Below are 17,408 nucleotides of genomic sequence, written 5' to 3' on the forward strand. Positions count from 1 at the left end.
TAATTCTACGCTCTTTAATTTTCACTGAACTGGGCGATTCCAACGTAGCTGATATCTGAACATTTCCTTTTTCGTGTCCTTATTTAATAATAAAAACTCATCTCCTGCTTGAATCGCATAGTAGTTCTCTAATGTACGAACACCTGGATTTTTTTGCTCAGCGTTCACAACACCTATATTTTCTTCCCAAATAATGCGATGGTTTTTCATGTCATATGATAATACGATACTGTCTGCACTTTCTCGCTTCGTTTGTCGATAAGATACAATAGCTGTTTGTTGTTGCAGATCCACATCTAATACAGCTGGCTCTAGATTCTTGTATGCTTGAATAGCAGGTTCAGCTAATACATTGCTACTAAATTCTCGAACCTCACCATAATCCTCCAACGGTTGATTATGCGAAGCGAAATAACCTGGAATATCGGATTCTATGAAAAATTTTGTAGAAAGATATTTTTCGGCATTGTTATCTTCGCTTAATTTTTTGCCATCAAAGCGATAAAATCTTCCATCAACACCCTCTAAATAAAGATTATTTTGCAACAAGACTATGTTATGGGAACCATTTTCTAAAACATCTATTAACTGTTTATGTTTTTTCGCAAATTCCTTTTCAGATAGTTTTTCTTTTCCAGTTTGCATATCTAATAATGAAAGTTTCCCGTACTCACCGTCACGATGATGAACAAGAAGTCCCCCCATAAAATTGCCAATCAGTGTCTCTTTACTTGAAGAATATTTGGACCACTGTTTTTCACCTGTTTGCAAATTAATTGCTACAATTTGATGATGTGAAATAATTTGCGTAATCCCATTACTTGTACCGTTATTTTCAGATCCTCCAACCATTTGGACAGCAATTTTCTGTGCATCATCTGTATATATAGGTGATTCGGAATTGATTGGGAAGCTTCGACCAGCTAAGCCAAAAACAATCATCAAAAGATTACCTAAAAAAGCGTACAGGATAAAAGTTATAACAAGAGCAAGATTAAGTCGGCGTTTGAATAAAACATACAATAATAATAAAAGCCCAACGCCAATGACAATGCCTAAAAAGATATCGTGGATAAACCAACCATTAAAACGCCATGAATCTATATACCGTTGAAAAAAATTGTCCAATTCTCCTCCTCCTTATCAGAACCGTTTCCCCTTAGCGTAATTGTAGCTGTCGCTTTGCTTTCGCTAAAGAAAACATCTACCGCTGCCGTTCGCTTTCGCGCAGAAAAACAATGTAGCCGTCAACTTACTTTCGCTACAGATAATTGCCATAGGAAATGGCGTTCGATTTAATTACATTATAAAAGAATAATCTTTTATGACTTTACAAATCTCCACATTATATTGCTTATACCATTTTTCTTTTCCGAATTGCTGTGCTACTAGGTGTTTTGAATTTTCTTTCCATGCCTGAATGGCCTCTAGTGATTCCCAATAGGATACAGTAATGCCCTTCCCTTCAGCATTTCTAGCACTTTCAACACGGACAAAACCAGGCTGCTTTTGTGCTAGTTCATCCATCATTTCTGCCATCTTGGCATAGCCTTCTCCATCGTCGTCTGTTCTTTGTGATGTGAAAATTACGGCATAATATGTTTTCATAGCTGTTTACTCCCACCTTTTTATGTATTATTGTAAACGATAAATACTTATACGAAACCGAAATATGGAATGCAGAAAGGATTGTGACAAATGAGTATTAATCCAAATATGGCTGAAATTGCTTCGCTCCTTGGAGAAACTTCAAGAGCTACGATGCTTGCTAGTATGATGGATGGTCGTTTTCATACTGCCAGTGAATTAGCTTATATGGCAGCCATTAAGCCCCAGACTGCTAGCTTTCATCTTGCAAAGTTAGTAGATGGTAAACTTGTGAAAGTAGAGAAACAAGGTCGTCATCGATATTTTCAATTAGCAGACGAAGAAATTGCTCATTTACTCGAATCTTTCTTAGCGATTTCTCCTCCCCCTGAAGTACGTTCTTTAAAACAATCTAGTCAAATGAAATTATTACAGGGTGCAAGAACTTGCTATGACCATTTAGCTGGTAAACTAGGTGTTCAATTAACAGATTCATTGGTTAACGCGGGTTATTTACAACTGGAAGAAAAACAGTTTCTTATAACATCTGATGGTGCACAATTTTTTACGGATTTCGGTCTTGATTTAGCTGATTTAAAAAGAAAGCGTCGATCATTTTCCCCTGCATGTTTAGATTGGAGTGAACGACGGTATCATCTTGCTGGTGCTCTTGGTCAAGGGATCCTTGCACATTTATTAAGTTTGGGTTGGGTGACTCGCGTCCCGTCTATTCGTGCCATAAAAGTGACTGAAAAAGGAAGGGCTGGCTTTAAGGAAGTTTTTCAATTAGATGTTTAAACTAGCACAGTGCACTGCCTTCTTTTCGCGGATAGTCTATACTCGACTTTCCGCGGATATTTTTTTAGCGTTCGTTGTAAAATTGCGGTTCACTAAGTAAATACCAGCAATAATAAACAGCCCTCCTACGACTAGCGAAGGTTTTAATGGTTCATTTAATAGTATCCAACCTGTTATCACGCCGAAAAAAGGAGCTAAAAACAAAAAGGCACTCGTTTTTCCAGGATCACTATTTTGTAAAAGATAGTACCAGCCGGCAAATTGAACAATTGACGAGAAAATGCTAAGCCATAATAAAATGAATACTGAATGAATATTTACAGTAAAAAATGGTTGTTCTAACATGAAACTTGCCAATAAAAGTAGTAAACCACCAAAAAGCATTTGATAGGCCGATAGCACCCACGTATCAAATAAAACGCCCCATTTTTTAGCCAGTAATGTTGCAATTGCCCAAAAAACAGCTGAAAGAATACCAAAAAGAATGCCTATTTTTCCTTCAATTTGCACACCCATTGTAATTGTAACACCAATTAACCCCAAGAAAACACCACACCATTGATACAATCGATAACGAGCTTTCGTAAATATTGTAGCAAATATGACTACAAGCAACGGATTCGTAAATGTTAGAATAGAGGATTCACTTGCCGTAATTGTCCGTAAGCTTAAAAAAATACAGCCCATTACACCAGCAGTTTGAAATGCCCCAATCGTTAAAATTTTCATCCAGCCTTCTTTTGAAGTCGGATGAGGTCTTTTTAACACTATCACGACGACAGCCATCATTATCCCTGCCAGTATAAATCGGAGTGCAGCCAATAACAGTGGAGATGCATAAGGCAATCCCAATTTAACAATGGCAAACGATGATCCCATTAAAAAGGTCGTTAAAACTAACAATGCTGTAAATTTATAAATATTCATTATTTGTCCCCCTATTTCTATATTTAAGAACATTATAGATAGGAAAAACTTCAACTCTTATCGAAGTATGGAATACAAATAGTCGAGGAAGGAACTTTTTTTCAGTTTCATTTCATTTTTTTATGCTTATACTTAGTTGAATATAGTAAATAGGAGGAAGCTACCTTGAAAATATTACTAGCAGAAGATGATGCACGATTAAGAAGAAATATCGTTCATATTTTAAAGAAAGAATTTCACCATGTGACAGAAGCGGAGAATGGCCAGGAAGCGCTAGACCATACGCTTACAGAACAATACGATCTTGTTATTTTAGATTGGATGATGCCGCACCTTAGTGGCATTCAAGTGTGCCCGCAGCTACGAAATACTGGATTCAATGGTAGTATTTTAATGCTAACAGCGAAGGACGACACAGAGGACATCATTAAAGGTCTTGATAGCGGCGCAGATGATTACATAGTGAAACCATTTAAAATAGAGGAATTGTTAGCAAGAGTTCGCGCATTACTACGAAGAAAAGACAAAGTGATAGAACAGGTCATCCAGATCGATCAATTACAGCTGAATGTAGATTCCCGTGTGTTTTTGTACAATAATGAAAGTATAGACCTAACAAAAAATGAATTTTTACTGTTAGAATATTTATTTATCAATAAAGGTCGTGTACTAACGAGAGAACAAATTTGTATTTATATTTGGGGCTACGATTACGATGTTTCGAATAATTCTTTAGATGCTTTAGTCAAGCTTGTTCGAAAAAAAATTGATGATGGTCAATCCAAATCACGTATTCAAAATGTTAGAGGGATTGGCTATAAACTGAGGGAAAACTAATGTTTCATAAAACGAAAAAAAAATTATCCTTTTTGTATGCAACACTTTATTTTTTGCTATTTTCACTATTCGTTATTGTTCTATACTTTTCCCTCGTAAAATTAATGGAAAATCAACAAATAAACGAATTAGAAGATTTTTATGTTCGACAAGAGCACGATTTCTTTGAACATGTTCATGCCAACACTAAAACTTTAAGCTATGATCCAAATCGCAGTTTTTTTTACTATATTTACACAAAGGATCATAAGTTTGTCCATGGTGACGAATCTTACAAGGGACTGAAAAATCAGATTGAAAAAGCATTTGGCAATAGAAATCCAGATGAGGACCTCGTACAGCATTATGAATGGCAAGAAGAGCATTTTCTACTTCTAAAAAAGCCAATTTTCAACGACGATACGGTAGCCGGTTATATAATCGTTGGTAAATCGGTGTCGTCACAGCATCATTTTTTCCAAATGACAAAGTATTTACTAATATTATTAACTTGTATTTCAACGGTCTTAATCGGTTTGCTGTCCTATTATATGGCTGGGAAAGCGATGGTACCTATTCAATGGTCGTTCGATAAACAAAAAAATTTCGTATCCGATGCATCCCACGAATTACGAACACCATTAAGTATTTTTTATAGTTCACTTGAAATTTTAGAAGTAGAGGAAGCAAAGCAATTAAGCCCTTTTGGAAAAGAATTAATTACGGATTTAAAAGATGAGGCTGAAATCATGAAAGAACTCATAGATAAACTGCTGTTCTTAGCAAGACATGATCAGCAGCAGGTTTCCATTCAAAAAGAAACCATACCGTTATCAACTTTACTCAAAAAAGTGGGCACGAAATTCCAAAGGATTATGCCTCCTGACATCCAGTTTTCTACTGAAATCCAAGAAAACATCGAGCTGTTTGGTGATGCTTCAAAGTTACAAGAACTGCTCTATATTCTTTTAGATAATGCGATAAGATATACAAATAGTGGAGCAATAACACTGACGCTTTTAAAAAATAAAGATTCTGTAAAAATTACTGTTGCTGATAGCGGCGTTGGTATGACTGAACAGGAATTGCCTTTAGTGTTTGAGCGATTTTACCGAAGTGATGCTGCTCGTCAACGCAATGGCACTGGTTTAGGTCTTGCCATAGCAAAAGCAATAGTGGAGCAGCATGATGGGAAAATTTATGCGACTAGTAAAGTAGATAAAGGCACTACATTTCATATTGAATTCCCTATTTAAATATAAAGGAATCGGGGCTTTTAACGACAGCCCCGATTCCTTTTAATTAGTGTGTGACGTTGAAATATTTACTCTATTCATGAACTGGCTTATTGTTCTCGCTACCAACACTAACATCGTAATCCCCCCAGAAACTACATAAAACATAATAATCAACGTATTTTCTGTATCCGTTCCTATTAGCACTCCATGAGCAAGTGATAATGCCCATGCTGGTAACACAAGAAAGTGAAGTTTTTTCCATAAGTTGCGATTCATTGTTCGAATCCATAAATCCGATGTCATGATTACCATTAAAAATAAATAAAATGCTATTGTTCCAAGAGCCGATGGTAGAGACTGATATTTTGCTGAGAACGGAATTAAAATCCCTGCTATGCTATAAGGTTCATAATGGTCGATTAACAGCACTAACATATGCGCGATTACGGTGATTAATCCTAGCCATCCCGCATTTTGATGTATATGATAAACTAAATTTTTATGCGATTTGACAAATGATGATTTTCTTAACAACCCAAATATAATGGAAATTGTAAAGTAGAAATACGCTAAAAACCCTAATAATCGAATCCATTCCCACGTACTCATGATCATTTATTTCACCCCCGTCATCATCCAATTTGCTACTTGCCCTTCTTTAACAATGAAACGGGCACTTTGTTGACAATTATTTTCGAACCATTGCTGCAATTCACCCTCATCCATAAGAAAGCACAGTTTGGCACCAACCTCTGCATCACATAAAGAGGACGTTACGACTGAAGCTTGTAAGACTTCTGTATTGGCAATTTCACCTGTTTGTCCGTTTAATAAATGATGTTTCTTCAATGTTCCTTGCATCCAGCTTCGATAAACTCGATTGGATGTAGCGATGGCACCTGTTTTCAACTTAATCGAGCTAATTTCCTTGTCGATATCGAAGGCATCTGCAACACCGATTGTCCAAGTCTTTTCCCCAGATGACCACATTTTCATATCCCCTCCCCCGTCTATTAGTCCGTAATCGGGAGATACTTCTTCTTCAAGCCAATTCGCCAATTTTTCAATGGCATACCCTTTGGCAAATCCACCTAAATCAATTTCCTGCTGTGTTACCTTCATTACTTGTTCATCGCCTAGAAATTGAAATGGTTGTTCTGCAATCAGAGGTTTGTTTTGAAATGCCTTGCTTTTAGCTGCATCAAATGGGAAAGATTGATTGTAGCCATGCTGTTCTAATTGGCGTTTAAGATACGGTGAAAATAAACCATTAGAAAGTTGATAATATTGATCCGCTTGCATTAAACAATCATATAGTAACGAACTAATGCGTAGCGTTTCTCCAATTGCTAAATCATTAAGTTGTGATAATTCATTATGTGATTGAAATCTTGACCATTCTTTTGCTACGTATTGTAGCCATTTCTCAGCTTTTTCTTTCCATTCGAAATGAACACTTGGCATAGCTATATAAAATTCAGTGTTCATTAATTGCAAAGTTAGTGTATCCACACGACCAACTCCATTAAGTTCTTTTCGTTTTGCGCTCACTTTTGACAGCAGGTTGACTTGTAATTTCAAAGTTTGTCCAATCCAGCTGTACTAGTTCTTTTTCTTTTTCCGTCATATTTTTCTGATCTACTTCCTGAATATTATTTGTGCGTGTAGTTTCGGCCTCTGTTGGGCTGTTAATTTGGGTTAATATCGCTGCAGATAGAAGTATCCCTGACGCCCCTAATACCCATTTTGCCTTTTTTGGATCTTTCAAAATGCTCCCCCCTAATTTGTAATTGGTTGGCAGATAAATGTTTGATTACTTTCCTGCCAATCTGCTATATAACCTAAGCCATTCGTTATTGTACTAATAGGTACATATAATTCTTCATTCATGTAAAATACTTGTGCAGGAGATGGTGTTTTCACATTGTTATCATAAACAACGTTAGTTCCAGCTCGGTAAATTAATTCATTTGCTCCATCTTGGATATCCAAAATTTTACTTTCTTTATAAAAGGTTGCTTTTGCTCCTAGAACCTGTGCCACAGCTTTTCCAGGTACAAAAAATTCCCCGTCTTTTGGTACAATAAAAAGGCTTAGCTCCTTATTTGTACCTTCTACCTTTAACGTGACTTTTTGAGAGTTTGTAAAAGGTAGCACTTCTTTATCTGCAGCAACTGTTCGTGTCCAAATATTCCAAGTACCTTTTGCACTTACAGCGTCTTGAAAGTAATAAGTATCACCTTCCTCTTCATCGTCATAGTAATATTTCTCATCATCGTCATCGTCGTCTTTATAGTCCTTATATTCTTTATACTTTTCATGTTTTTTATCTTCATGTTCGTGATCATCTGCATATACGATTACGTCATTCGTTATAAAACCTGCCAATATGAGAACTGCAACAAGACTAATTTTTTTCATCTTCATCTACACTACTCCTTTCCTTTGACTTCATTGTAGGTTTCAAAAATGATACAAGACTGAATTTTTCAAACAAATTTTTACATACAACAAAAAAGCCATTTCTACGGACAGATTCCTCTGCTTAGAAATAGCTTATTTCATAGGTTTATTAGTCTTTTATATACATTATCTTGGTAAAAACTTTCCTACTACTATATAAAAATCAGAGAAACATTTGATATACTCTTTACATTCACTTTAAATTACTAAGAAACAATTTTGAAAGGAAAATATGTCTTAAATGAAGGTTAACATTAAAATTATTGAAAAACTTAAAGAAGAATCATGTACATTTAACATTCACAAAGTAACATCTTTTATTCAAGATATCGCATCAACTCTTGAAAAAAGCTCTGACAACTATTTACTAGCAAAATCTACATCAAAAAACGAACAAGAAAAAATTCCTTATTCCAATATATTTTATTTAGAATATCTTGAACGAAAAATATTCATTTATACAAATGATACTATTTTTGAAACTAAAAGCCCTTTATATAAATTGGAACATGATCTTCCCAATAACTTCATCAGAATCTCAAAAACGATCATGATCAATATTCATTTTTTAAATAAATTTTCGGTTAAACCTAACGGTAATCTTGAAGCAATCCTATCGAATGAAGAGAAAGTAATTGTGTCAAGAAAATATGTATCTTCTTTGAAAAAGACACTAACAAGATATTCCAAAAGTCCACTTATGTATTGATTTTCACCACATATGTTTAGACGTATTTCTTTATTCCCTCTTTGATGCCATTATGAATTACATCAAAGGAGGCAATAAAGAATGTATAACATTAGTAAAGAAGTACTTTTAGGAACGCCACTATGGGTGTGGGTATTATTATTTATTTTAATAAAACGAGGTATCGCTATTTCCCAGGAAAGACCAATCAATTTATCTAAAATGTTTTTAGTTCCTTTCCTATTTATGATATGGGGATATGAAAAAATGATTTCTCAATTTTCACACTTAGAATTTTGTTTGATTAGCTATTTCTTTTTCATATTTCCTGGGACTTTAATTGGTTATTTGTTGTACAAAAAATATCAAATGTTCTTCAAACTGGAATCAATAATCATCAGAAAGAAGTGCTATCTTCCATTAATCGTTATTCTAATAAATTTTTTGGTGAAGTATCTCTTAAATGTAACTTTAGGCATCTCGCCATCATTTTATAATGACATTTCATTTAATATCATTTATTCTGCCATAAGTGGACTATCTATCGGACTTTTCTTCGGGGGAATTCTTTATACCTATTATGTACAAAAAGAATTAAACAAACCTATCTTATTTTGAGAGGAAGACATTTCGTTGCAATTAAAAAATAGACTATTTTCAGGTTTAGGCACTGGTGCATTTATTTATATGATAGTTTTACTATCGAGAAAAAATTTCATTTCTTCAGAAGCTGAGATTATTAGTGTGTTCATAATCTCAGCCTGTGCAGGTATTTTTACAATCATTTTTGACATTGAAAAAATGAACTATTTGTTTGCTTTAGTCATCCATTTTATCATGATGTTTCTAGTAGTCTTCTCTATATCTTTCTATAACAAGTGGTCCGATCATTTTCTAAGCATAGATTTTCTTGGTGGTTTTCTATTACTCTATTTGTTTGCTTGGACCATAACACTTACTAAGACTAAAAAAGAGGCGAATGAACTTAATACCTTACTAAAACAGATAAGAAGTTTTTAAAGCATTGGGTCACATTTAGTCTAGTGACCCTTTAATACCCTATCAGCAAACGAATTTATACGTTATTAATTTTCAGCATATTTTTTATTAGGTAAATTAAGCTTCATTAAAACTTCCTTTAATGATTTTTTTCTTATTCGGAACTTTCACCCAATAAGTGAAGCATCGTAATAACAATTCAACGGGCCCCATTTTAAAATACTTTAACCATACTATACTAAAAGTAATTAAAATAGCGTGGATTATGAAGCACACTATTAATGAATTGATAGGTGTAACACCAATTAGGAAGCTAAATACAATTAGTAAGGCACTTTGTGCAAGATAATTTGTTAAAGACATTTGTCCATAAAATTTTAATGGAGATAATATCATTTTTGCCCTATTCCATTTTAAAATAATAAGGAAACTGCTCATCATCATAAAAGCAACTGTATAATCTTCTAGCATTTCAGTTCCTGAAAGAGGAATGTCAATTGACATCTTTATATAAAATAAAAATACATAAGTACAAATATTAACTATTAAAAAAATCGAAATATACTTTAATTTCCCACGGATATTTTCAAAAAATTTAAATTGCCCCATCGTAAAACCTAGCATCATCAATGCAAACCATTTACTTATGTCGGATAGTATTTCTAGCCATATGATTCTCTCACCATAATACGGTTGACAAAAAGATGTAACTATAGATAAGGCTATTAGTGTAATCGTTATTATTAAGTTGTTCCATTTACTTCTTTTAAAAAATATTGCCATTAACAGGCCAAGTACTGCATACACCATTAATACATCGTTAATCCCTGGCGGTGCATATAATGTATGAATCAGTCCTAGTACAAATAAAAGACCGATTCTGCGGAAATACAAAAGGTATCTATTGTTTATTTTTTGTTTGGAACGATTCATAAAAAGATAACACCCAAATCCAAATAAGAAGAATAAAATAGGGTAAAATTTCCTGTTGAATATAGAATAAAATACATAGTGTAATTCATTATAATTGGACAAATAACTCATAACCTGAAAGCTATTCACAAGAAGTACCCCCAACAAGGCAAATCCACGTAAGTAATCCAGAGTGTCTATTCTTGCATACGTATTTAGTTTATTCATTCAGAATCCCCTAATAGAAAATTATATTTTTTAGCATTAATACATAAAAAAGCTACTGTTTTTTTCATTTTGCCAGCTCCTTATTTTTAATACTTTAAACATAAACGTTATCTTTTGATAAATGAATGACTGTCCCCTTACAATATGACATTTAATCTTACTAAATTGTAAAATTACTGTAGAAGGTCTTTTATGTTTTAATTTGATCAGGAAAAACTGAGGCATGTATTTAAGATTTTGCTTTCCCAAATATCAAAAAAAGTCATCCTTTCTAATCAAGTTAAATTAGAAAAGATGACTTTTTTTATGAATCTTTCGTTTTAGATAAACTTTAATATTTCAACCAAATAGCCATCGCTAGTAGACATCCCGCTATTTTTCACCCTAAAATAAGTACAGTTTTAAAAGAACTTTCATTCTTCTTGAATCAACATCTTCTTACATTCTAAAATTTGATGAAGGTAATTGTAAATTTTGTATAAACATTTTTCTCACTTTCAACTTTTATTAAAGCTTGATGCGCTTCAATAATTGCTTTTGTTAACGCCAAGCCAATTCCTGTTGAATCATGTTTTTTAGAACTACTTGCTTTGTAGAATCGATTAAAGATATGCGGCAATTCCTCAACTGCAATCCCCTCTCCGAAGTCTTGAATCACAAGCTCCGTATAAACGGGGTTATCTTTGAGTTGAAGTGTAATTTTATCACCATGTTTGGAATGCTCAATCGCATTCTTTAGCAAGTTCATCAATGCTTCTTGCATCCATAATTTATCGTGAACAACTACTATTTCCTCCGGCTCGTCCCAGTCAATTGACAAATCTTTTTCATTGATCATAGTTTCCAAACGATTCAAAACTTCATTAATGGTCTCCACAAAGTTTAAAGGTTCTTTATCAAATGAAATAGCTCTAGCATCAATTTTCGCTACTTTTAACAAGTTTTGAATCAAGACATTCATTCTGGTGATTTGACCTTCATTATTTTGCAATAATTGAACTTGCTGCTGACGGGGTAAGTCTTCATTCAATAACAATTCATTGTAGATGGATATAGTCGAAAGTGGTGTTTTTAATTGATGGGATATGTCTTGTAATATTTGACCTAAAAACTTCTTCTCTTCAAGCAAATCACTCATGCTTTTTCTAATAATATCTTTCATGGAACTCAGTGAAACCACCAGTTTGGCAATATCGCCTTCTTTATTTTCATTTATTGTAGCCGAGTAATCCCCTTCGATTATTTTTTTGGCAGTCGAAGTAAGTTGTTTGATTTTATTGAAGAAAATAGTGTATTGTATGTAATTTGCCAAAAACAATAGACAACCGAAAATAATCAACCCTAAAAAAATTGTTTGATTATGGCTAAAAATATGGTTATTTAAAAGTGGAAAAAGCTCTGTCTCCAAATCTTCATATACTCCATATTGTCTAAAGATTTCTCTTCCTTTTTCCTGATACTCATTGGAATCAGAAGAATTGCTTGTTAAGACTTTCATAATTTCTGCTTCATTCTCAGGATTTTGTTCAACCAATCTAGCGGTAATTTCCCCCCAGGTTGTAATAGAATCACTTTTTAAATGATCGTAAAATAGTTGATGTGTCATATACTGATAGATTACAAATAGAAAAAATAAAGCAAACATTACGATCATATAGCCTTTTATCTCAGTATTTTTTATCATGTTACTGTCTGCACACATCCTTATCCCAACGATATCCTAATCCTCTTTGGGTGATGATAAACTGTGGTTTTTTTGGGTTATCTTCGATTTTATCTCTTAAACGCATTATATATACAGATAACGTATTTTCATCAAAGAAAACTTCATCATCTTCCGTGATTTTCTGAAGAATTTCATCTCTTTTTAATACTTTGTAAGCATTTTGCATAAAAGTTAACAGAAGCTTATATTCTAAATTCGTTAATGGGACAATTTCTTGATTTTTATAAACCTTGACTTGGTTCATATCAATTTTTATATTCTCAGATGTTAAAATCAATGAAGCTTCTTCTAACTTAGTTTGTTTACGCAATTGCACTCTTACTCTCGACATAAGTTCTCTAACTCGGAAAGGTTTTGTTATATAATCGTCCCCACCAATATCTAGCCCCATTACTACATTCGCTTCTTCGTCAAGGGCGGTTAAGAAAATAATAGACATGGCATCGTTTTGTTTTTTAAAGTGCATGCATAGATCGTAGCCATTTCCATCTGGAAGGTTGATATCTAATATAGCTAACTTAAAAATAGTATGATCAAACTGGTTTCTCGCTTCTTTTACACTAGAGGCTCTAATCACCTCATACCCTTCATTTCTTAATGAAAACTCGATGGCTAAACCAAGAGCCTCATCATCTTCAACCAGTAATATTTTTTTCAAATATACCCTCTCCTTCCTCTCACTCCATATTAGCAGTTACCGCCAAATCAGAATAGCCTGACTATAAATAGTCAGGCCTTTCGTATTATTCTTCCCTTATCGTATCTATAATATTATCTTGCTTGATTCTTCTCAATGGTAACAAAACAGATACATAACTAATTAATAAAGCGGCAGCAAACGTAATGAAACAAGCCTCATAGGGAATCGTCCACACAACCTTCAAGACACCGGAAGCAGCCAAATAAATAATATATGAAAGTATACAACCGAAGAAAATGCCTTGCAAGCTTCCAGAAAAACCGTAAATCAGTGCTTCATAGGTAATCATTTTTTTCAAATCCCTTTGAGACATGCCTATGGATTTTAGTGCAGCCAGTTCTTTTCGTCTAATCATGATACTTATAGTAATCGTATTGAGGATATTTAAACTACCAATTAAAGCAATGACCACAATAAAAGCATAGACAAGAATTTTGGTCACGAGAACGGATTCCTTCTTGGCTTTATTCTCTTCTAAGTGATTACCCACTGTAATGGAGTGTTTATTTCCAAAAGTCTCCTGGATGTCCTCAACAGTCGCGAGAGATTGAGCTGTATCCTTCAATACAATTTTAAAACTTAAGTCCTGTTCGTAAACTTCGGATACATTTTGAATTAACTTTAACTGATCTATAATTTGCAGGTTCTCAGAAGATGCTTGATTGTCATTTGGCAGATAGATTGTAAGATCCGATTTAGTGGAAGGATCATTCATAAATTTGGATGCAAATGCGATATCCATCAACGATGAAAAAGTAATAAACAATACACTGCTTATAATAATTGATAAAATGGTAACCATATAACGATTTTTATTTCTTTTTACATTTTTCAAAGCCATGCTCAATGGAAAAGATAAAGGCTTTCTCAGAGCGGTATTCTTTTGTTTTTTGATTGCCTCTTTTTTAATTGACAGTCTGCTGCTGATTGCTAGCAATGGAGATATTTTGCCTGCAAAAAAAGCAGGGTAATAACTAGACGCTAAAACAGTTATCAGGGTAAGAAGAGAACTGATTAAAATTATCTTCCAATCGACATTGAATATCGAAATATCCTGACCATTTTCTAATACAATCAAGAAAATAGTTTGGAGAATAGCAAGTGCCAATAAACTGCATATAATCCCAATTGGTATAGCGATGACAGCCAGCACAACAGCTTCTTTCATAACAATTTGTTTAATTTGCTTTCGCGTAGCGCCGATGCTTCTCAACAAGCCAAATTGCTTCATCCGCTCTACGACACTGATTTGAAATGCGTTATAAATGACAACAATTGTAGAAATGACAACTATACTGACAACAATAACAAGAATGACCAGAACCGAATGATCCGATTCCGGTTTCAAAGCTTGAATCAATTGAGTATTAATATCAATGTTATTGTCTTCAGTCATTGATTTAAGCTCGTCTAAAACCTCGTTAAAGTCTGCTTTCTCGATAATTTCAATTAATATCCTTCCTTCTCCAATAGCAAACTCACTTTTATATGTTAATAATCGTCCCTCTTTATTTTTCTGTGTAAACTCTCTATTATTCAGTAAACCAACCAGTTGATATGTTTTTCCATCCAGTTCAAATGAATCACCGATTTGAAGATCTTTTTTAATATAAGGAAGTACCCAGGAATCGACAGCTGCCTCATGGTCATTGGTTGGTAATTTGCCATCAAGAAGGCTATAGGATAAAAATTTCAAGGCGTGATGATCCGCGAAATTCATTTGCACAGAAACATCTCCAACTGGAACAATGTCTCCCTGAGACATTAAACCAAACGATTCAATTTGAGGATTAAATTTGATTTTATTTAATAGCTCTTCATCGTAATTTGAAATACCAACATGAAAAGAAACTCCGCTTAACTTCTTGGAATTCTCAATTTGGGTAAGTTGTGATCCTTTCATAAAGAGGCCAATCGTTGAAATTAACGCTACAGAGAGTACGATTCCAACCAAGGTCAAAATGGTTCGTTTCATATTCTTCTTTAAATACCTTGTACCTAATTGCTGATAACTATGAATCAAAATCATTGTCCCCCAGTCTGTAACTTTTTCTCAGTCAGTCGCTGATCAGAAATGATTTTACCGTCTTGTATTGTGATGATCCGATCTGAAGCCGATGCTATCGATAGATCGTGAGTAATCATTACAATGGTTTGATTGTATTTTTTTGCCGTGAATCTTAATAAATCCATAACTTCTTTCGTATTTCGAGTATCCAAATTACCAGTGGGCTCATCAGCAAGAATCAAATGCGGACGATTAATAAGCGCCCTACCAATCGAAACCCGTTGCTGTTGCCCTCCAGATAGCTCGGAAGGCAAGTGATTCATACGTTCTTGAAGCCCCAGGATAGTAACAATTTCATTTAGATATTCCATATCTATAGATTCACTATCTAATAATGTAGGTAAAGCAATATTTTCCTGGACATTTAAAACTGGTATCAGATTAAAGAATTGAAAAATAAACCCGACTTTTCTTCTTCTGAATATGGAAAGCTCATCATCTGTATATTTATAAATATCACTGTCCCCAATGAACACCTTTCCTGAACTTGGGTGATCCAACCCACCTAAAATATGTAGTAGTGTACTTTTTCCAGAACCAGAAGCACCGACAATTGAGACAAACTCACCTTGCTGAATAGAAAGATCAATCCCTTTTAATGCATCTACCCTGTTAGTACCTTCCCCATAACTTTTCACTACATTTTCCATTCGTACAACTTCCATATGATCCATCCTCTCCTCAATCAATTATGCCTCGGCATAATTGTAGCTGCCGCTTCGCTTTCGGTACAAAAGACAATTGCTGAAATAAGTTAAAACTCAATCTTGTATGTCTACAAAATTTACTTTATCTTCGCTATTTGGATAGACGCTCTCTATTTCTTTGAAAACTTGGTTTGTCTTTTCTTTATCCTTATAATCGAATTTACTACCACTATTTAACTGAAACAATGTGAGCATAGACTCAGAATCGGCTAATTCATCATAAGTTTGGTCATTTAGAATAACAAGATCCATGGGAATATATCCGATCCATGCTTGGTGTTTAACATAATGTACAGGTATCATTTGTCCATTCAAGTCTATTTGGTGAAATTCCATAACCCCATCGCTAAAAGAATAGAACAAATTCAGTGAACCGGATAATTCTTTAATTTCCTGAACAGGTTCTGAAATGATAGACGCACTGTTTGGATCTTTTCTTGCCCTAATAATTCCTTTCTGAACTAATTGTTCAGCAGTAGTTTTGTTAATAACTGCATACTTTAAATTTGATTCACCTTTTTTTGTTACTATGAACTTCATTTTGTAGTCAACTGTTTGTTTAGTTATATCTTTATACAACTGCTTAACTGTATTTACTTCTTTTTCTGTACCGATAACTAATATTCCATTGACTGATTGTGGCGGACCTTCAATAAAACGTTTTACTCCAAATCCTATACCAATAAAAATGGCGATAACTAAAACTAAGCCAATGATTTTTTTCATTTTATTTCCCCTTATTTACTTGATGTCTAAATTATAGACTAGATATTCTTCATATTTGAATAACTGTTGTCTAACTATTTATTCTCTTTTCTTACTCTTTAGTAAGAATAAACATTTTGCAAAAGGAATTAAGATTGAAAGAGCTTTTGTAGATAATAACATCCTTAAGCCACTAAAAAGTATAATTAATATCCAAACATAAAAGGCATAGTTCGTATCGTTTTATTCGATAAAGAGTTTCCTTCATCCTTTATTTAAGGCAAATGCAAAAAACTCCATTTTGAAAAAAATTTAGTCAAAATGGAGTTTTATTAAATTTTTATAAACGGTACGACTTTATTTCAATTCAAGATGGCGGGTAGAGGTCGTGTAAAAGCAGAAGAAATTGATGTGGTTATCGGGGATTATATAGCCCATTCTTCTTTGTTATGTACGGATACAGCTACCAATTACAAAAAATTTACAGCAGCAAAAAACCTCAAACACGAAACAGTTAATCTTAATCAAAATCACCGAGTAAAAAAAGGGATATTCCACATGCAACACGTTAATAACTTCCATCGCCGTTTGAAAGGATGGATGGAACAATTTCAAAGCGTTGATATGTATTATTTGGATAATTACCTCTACTGTATCGGTGGCTTTAGTTACATAAAAACTTAGCATTTGAAAATCGGGTAGAGCAAATGCTTATTTCAGCTTGTCAAAAATCTAACTATTTCACTGTTGAAGCATTAAGAAAAGATAAAGAGCACCATTTATCAGATGCTTTTTAAGCGGATTCAGTTGTTTACTGTTATTCAACTAACGGTGCAGCTAAGTTGA

General features: G+C 33.8%; 19 protein-coding genes and 1 pseudogene. 7 read left to right on the plus strand and 13 right to left on the minus strand.

The window, feature by feature from the left end; all coding sequences use genetic code 11:
* Positions 1–21: 21 nt before the first annotated feature.
* Both ACYQ73_RS16655 and ACYQ73_RS16660 read right to left on the minus strand, forming a co-directional pair.
* Complete coding sequence (locus ACYQ73_RS16655) at positions 22–1,128, minus strand: PA2928 family protein (protein ID WP_460013520.1); 1,107 nt, start codon at positions 1,126–1,128, stop codon at positions 22–24.
* Positions 1,129–1,299: 171 nt separating this feature from the next.
* Positions 1,300–1,608, minus strand: coding sequence for an antibiotic biosynthesis monooxygenase family protein (locus tag ACYQ73_RS16660; RefSeq protein ID WP_460013521.1), 309 nt, complete (start codon positions 1,606–1,608; stop codon positions 1,300–1,302).
* Between the two features lie 90 nt (positions 1,609–1,698).
* Between ACYQ73_RS16660 and ACYQ73_RS16665 the strand changes: the two genes are divergently transcribed.
* A complete protein-coding gene (locus ACYQ73_RS16665; RefSeq protein WP_460013522.1) occupies positions 1,699–2,385 on the plus strand; it encodes an ArsR/SmtB family transcription factor in 687 nt (228 codons plus the stop codon).
* 36 nt (positions 2,386–2,421) lie between these two features.
* Here the strand turns inward: ACYQ73_RS16665 and ACYQ73_RS16670 are convergent, their stop codons facing one another.
* Positions 2,422–3,312, minus strand: coding sequence for a DMT family transporter (locus tag ACYQ73_RS16670; RefSeq protein ID WP_460013523.1), 891 nt, complete (start codon positions 3,310–3,312; stop codon positions 2,422–2,424).
* 165 nt (positions 3,313–3,477) lie between these two features.
* Here ACYQ73_RS16670 and ACYQ73_RS16675 point away from each other — a divergent pair, with 165 nt between their 5' ends.
* Both ACYQ73_RS16675 and ACYQ73_RS16680 read left to right on the plus strand, forming a co-directional pair.
* On the plus strand, positions 3,478–4,149 hold the full coding sequence (locus ACYQ73_RS16675; RefSeq protein ID WP_460013524.1) for a response regulator transcription factor: 672 nt from the start codon (positions 3,478–3,480) through the stop codon (positions 4,147–4,149).
* A 104-nt stretch (positions 4,150–4,253) separates the two neighbouring features.
* Positions 4,254–5,384 (plus strand): sensor histidine kinase, encoded by a 1,131-nt coding sequence (locus tag ACYQ73_RS16680; protein WP_460013525.1) that lies wholly within the window; start codon positions 4,254–4,256, stop codon positions 5,382–5,384.
* A gap of 42 nt (positions 5,385–5,426) precedes the next feature.
* Here ACYQ73_RS16680 and ACYQ73_RS16685 read toward each other — a convergent pair whose 3' ends face one another.
* The 4 genes from ACYQ73_RS16685 to ACYQ73_RS16700 are packed head-to-tail and all read right to left on the minus strand — an operon-like array spanning position 5,427 to position 7,793.
* Positions 5,427–5,981: a ferric reductase-like transmembrane domain-containing protein gene (locus tag ACYQ73_RS16685; protein ID WP_460013526.1), complete on the minus strand. Its 555-nt coding sequence runs from the start codon at positions 5,979–5,981 to the stop codon at positions 5,427–5,429.
* Positions 5,982–6,917 (minus strand): FAD:protein FMN transferase, encoded by a 936-nt coding sequence (locus tag ACYQ73_RS16690; RefSeq protein WP_460013527.1) that lies wholly within the window; start codon positions 6,915–6,917, stop codon positions 5,982–5,984.
* Positions 6,892–7,134: a hypothetical protein gene (locus ACYQ73_RS16695; RefSeq protein ID WP_460013528.1), complete on the minus strand. Its 243-nt coding sequence runs from the start codon at positions 7,132–7,134 to the stop codon at positions 6,892–6,894. The genes ACYQ73_RS16690 and ACYQ73_RS16695 overlap by 26 nt, the downstream gene beginning before the upstream one ends.
* 11 nt (positions 7,135–7,145) lie before the next feature.
* Positions 7,146–7,793, minus strand: a complete 648-nt coding sequence (locus ACYQ73_RS16700; RefSeq protein WP_460013529.1) for a copper amine oxidase N-terminal domain-containing protein — start codon at positions 7,791–7,793, stop codon at positions 7,146–7,148.
* Between the two features lie 277 nt (positions 7,794–8,070).
* Between ACYQ73_RS16700 and ACYQ73_RS16705 the strand changes: the two genes are divergently transcribed.
* From ACYQ73_RS16705 to ACYQ73_RS16715, 3 genes are all read left to right on the plus strand, one after another.
* The gene (locus ACYQ73_RS16705; protein ID WP_460013530.1) at positions 8,071–8,538 is read left to right on the plus strand and encodes a LytTR family DNA-binding domain-containing protein; all 468 of its coding nucleotides are present in this window, start codon (positions 8,071–8,073) and stop codon (positions 8,536–8,538) included.
* An 81-nt stretch (positions 8,539–8,619) separates the two neighbouring features.
* A complete protein-coding gene (locus ACYQ73_RS16710) occupies positions 8,620–9,135 on the plus strand; it encodes a hypothetical protein (RefSeq protein ID WP_460013531.1) in 516 nt (171 codons plus the stop codon).
* A 15-nt stretch (positions 9,136–9,150) separates the two neighbouring features.
* Positions 9,151–9,537: a DUF3021 family protein gene (locus ACYQ73_RS16715; RefSeq protein WP_460013532.1), complete on the plus strand. Its 387-nt coding sequence runs from the start codon at positions 9,151–9,153 to the stop codon at positions 9,535–9,537.
* Positions 9,538–9,633: 96 nt separating this feature from the next.
* On the opposite strand, the gene ACYQ73_RS16720 is transcribed toward ACYQ73_RS16715, so the two are convergent.
* The 6 genes from ACYQ73_RS16720 to ACYQ73_RS16745 form a co-directional block, all read right to left on the minus strand.
* Positions 9,634–10,449 (minus strand): DUF418 domain-containing protein, encoded by an 816-nt coding sequence (locus ACYQ73_RS16720; RefSeq protein ID WP_460013533.1) that lies wholly within the window; start codon positions 10,447–10,449, stop codon positions 9,634–9,636.
* A gap of 652 nt (positions 10,450–11,101) precedes the next feature.
* Positions 11,102–12,340, minus strand: a complete 1,239-nt coding sequence (locus ACYQ73_RS16725; RefSeq protein ID WP_460013534.1) for a HAMP domain-containing sensor histidine kinase — start codon at positions 12,338–12,340, stop codon at positions 11,102–11,104.
* A 1-nt stretch (position 12,341) separates the two neighbouring features.
* Positions 12,342–13,040 (minus strand): response regulator transcription factor, encoded by a 699-nt coding sequence (locus tag ACYQ73_RS16730; protein WP_460013535.1) that lies wholly within the window; start codon positions 13,038–13,040, stop codon positions 12,342–12,344.
* Positions 13,041–13,125: 85 nt separating this feature from the next.
* Positions 13,126–15,105, minus strand: a complete 1,980-nt coding sequence (locus ACYQ73_RS16735; protein WP_460013536.1) for an ABC transporter permease — start codon at positions 15,103–15,105, stop codon at positions 13,126–13,128.
* Between the two features lie 2 nt (positions 15,106–15,107).
* Positions 15,108–15,815 (minus strand): ABC transporter ATP-binding protein, encoded by a 708-nt coding sequence (locus ACYQ73_RS16740; protein ID WP_460013537.1) that lies wholly within the window; start codon positions 15,813–15,815, stop codon positions 15,108–15,110.
* Positions 15,816–15,911: 96 nt separating this feature from the next.
* Entirely contained in the window at positions 15,912–16,583 is a 672-nt protein-coding gene (locus ACYQ73_RS16745; RefSeq protein WP_460013538.1) for a lipoprotein BA_5634 family protein, read from the minus strand.
* Positions 16,584–16,931: 348 nt separating this feature from the next.
* Here ACYQ73_RS16745 and ACYQ73_RS16750 point away from each other — a divergent pair.
* Positions 16,932–17,359 (plus strand): annotated as a pseudogene (locus tag ACYQ73_RS16750) (IS1595 family transposase); the annotation flags it as partial.
* Positions 17,360–17,408 lie beyond the last annotated feature (49 nt).

The sequence above is a fragment of the Lysinibacillus sp. CTST325 genome (genome assembly GCF_054665055.1).

Excerpts from the sequence above, each read along its gene's own strand:
- ACYQ73_RS16705 (WP_460013530.1), top strand. The coding sequence starts at position 8,071 with ATGAAGGTTAACATTAAAATTATTGAAAAACTTAAAGAAGAATCATGT.
- ACYQ73_RS16680 (WP_460013525.1), top strand. The coding sequence starts at position 4,254 with ATGGAAAATCAACAAATAAACGAATTAGAAGATTTTTATGTTCGACAA.
- ACYQ73_RS16700 (WP_460013529.1), bottom strand. The coding sequence starts at position 7,793 with ATGAAGATGAAAAAAATTAGTCTTGTTGCAGTTCTCATATTGGCAGGT.
- ACYQ73_RS16710 (WP_460013531.1), top strand. The coding sequence starts at position 8,620 with ATGTATAACATTAGTAAAGAAGTACTTTTAGGAACGCCACTATGGGTG.
- ACYQ73_RS16740 (WP_460013537.1), bottom strand. The coding sequence starts at position 15,815 with ATGGAAGTTGTACGAATGGAAAATGTAGTGAAAAGTTATGGGGAAGGT.
- ACYQ73_RS16720 (WP_460013533.1), bottom strand. The coding sequence starts at position 10,449 with ATGAATCGTTCCAAACAAAAAATAAACAATAGATACCTTTTGTATTTC.
- ACYQ73_RS16670 (WP_460013523.1), bottom strand. The coding sequence starts at position 3,312 with ATGAATATTTATAAATTTACAGCATTGTTAGTTTTAACGACCTTTTTA.
- ACYQ73_RS16660 (WP_460013521.1), bottom strand. The coding sequence starts at position 1,608 with ATGAAAACATATTATGCCGTAATTTTCACATCACAAAGAACAGACGAC.
- ACYQ73_RS16665 (WP_460013522.1), top strand. The coding sequence starts at position 1,699 with ATGAGTATTAATCCAAATATGGCTGAAATTGCTTCGCTCCTTGGAGAA.
- ACYQ73_RS16725 (WP_460013534.1), bottom strand. The coding sequence starts at position 12,340 with ATGATAAAAAATACTGAGATAAAAGGCTATATGATCGTAATGTTTGCT.
- ACYQ73_RS16685 (WP_460013526.1), bottom strand. The coding sequence starts at position 5,981 with ATGATCATGAGTACGTGGGAATGGATTCGATTATTAGGGTTTTTAGCG.
- ACYQ73_RS16745 (WP_460013538.1), bottom strand. The coding sequence starts at position 16,583 with ATGAAAAAAATCATTGGCTTAGTTTTAGTTATCGCCATTTTTATTGGT.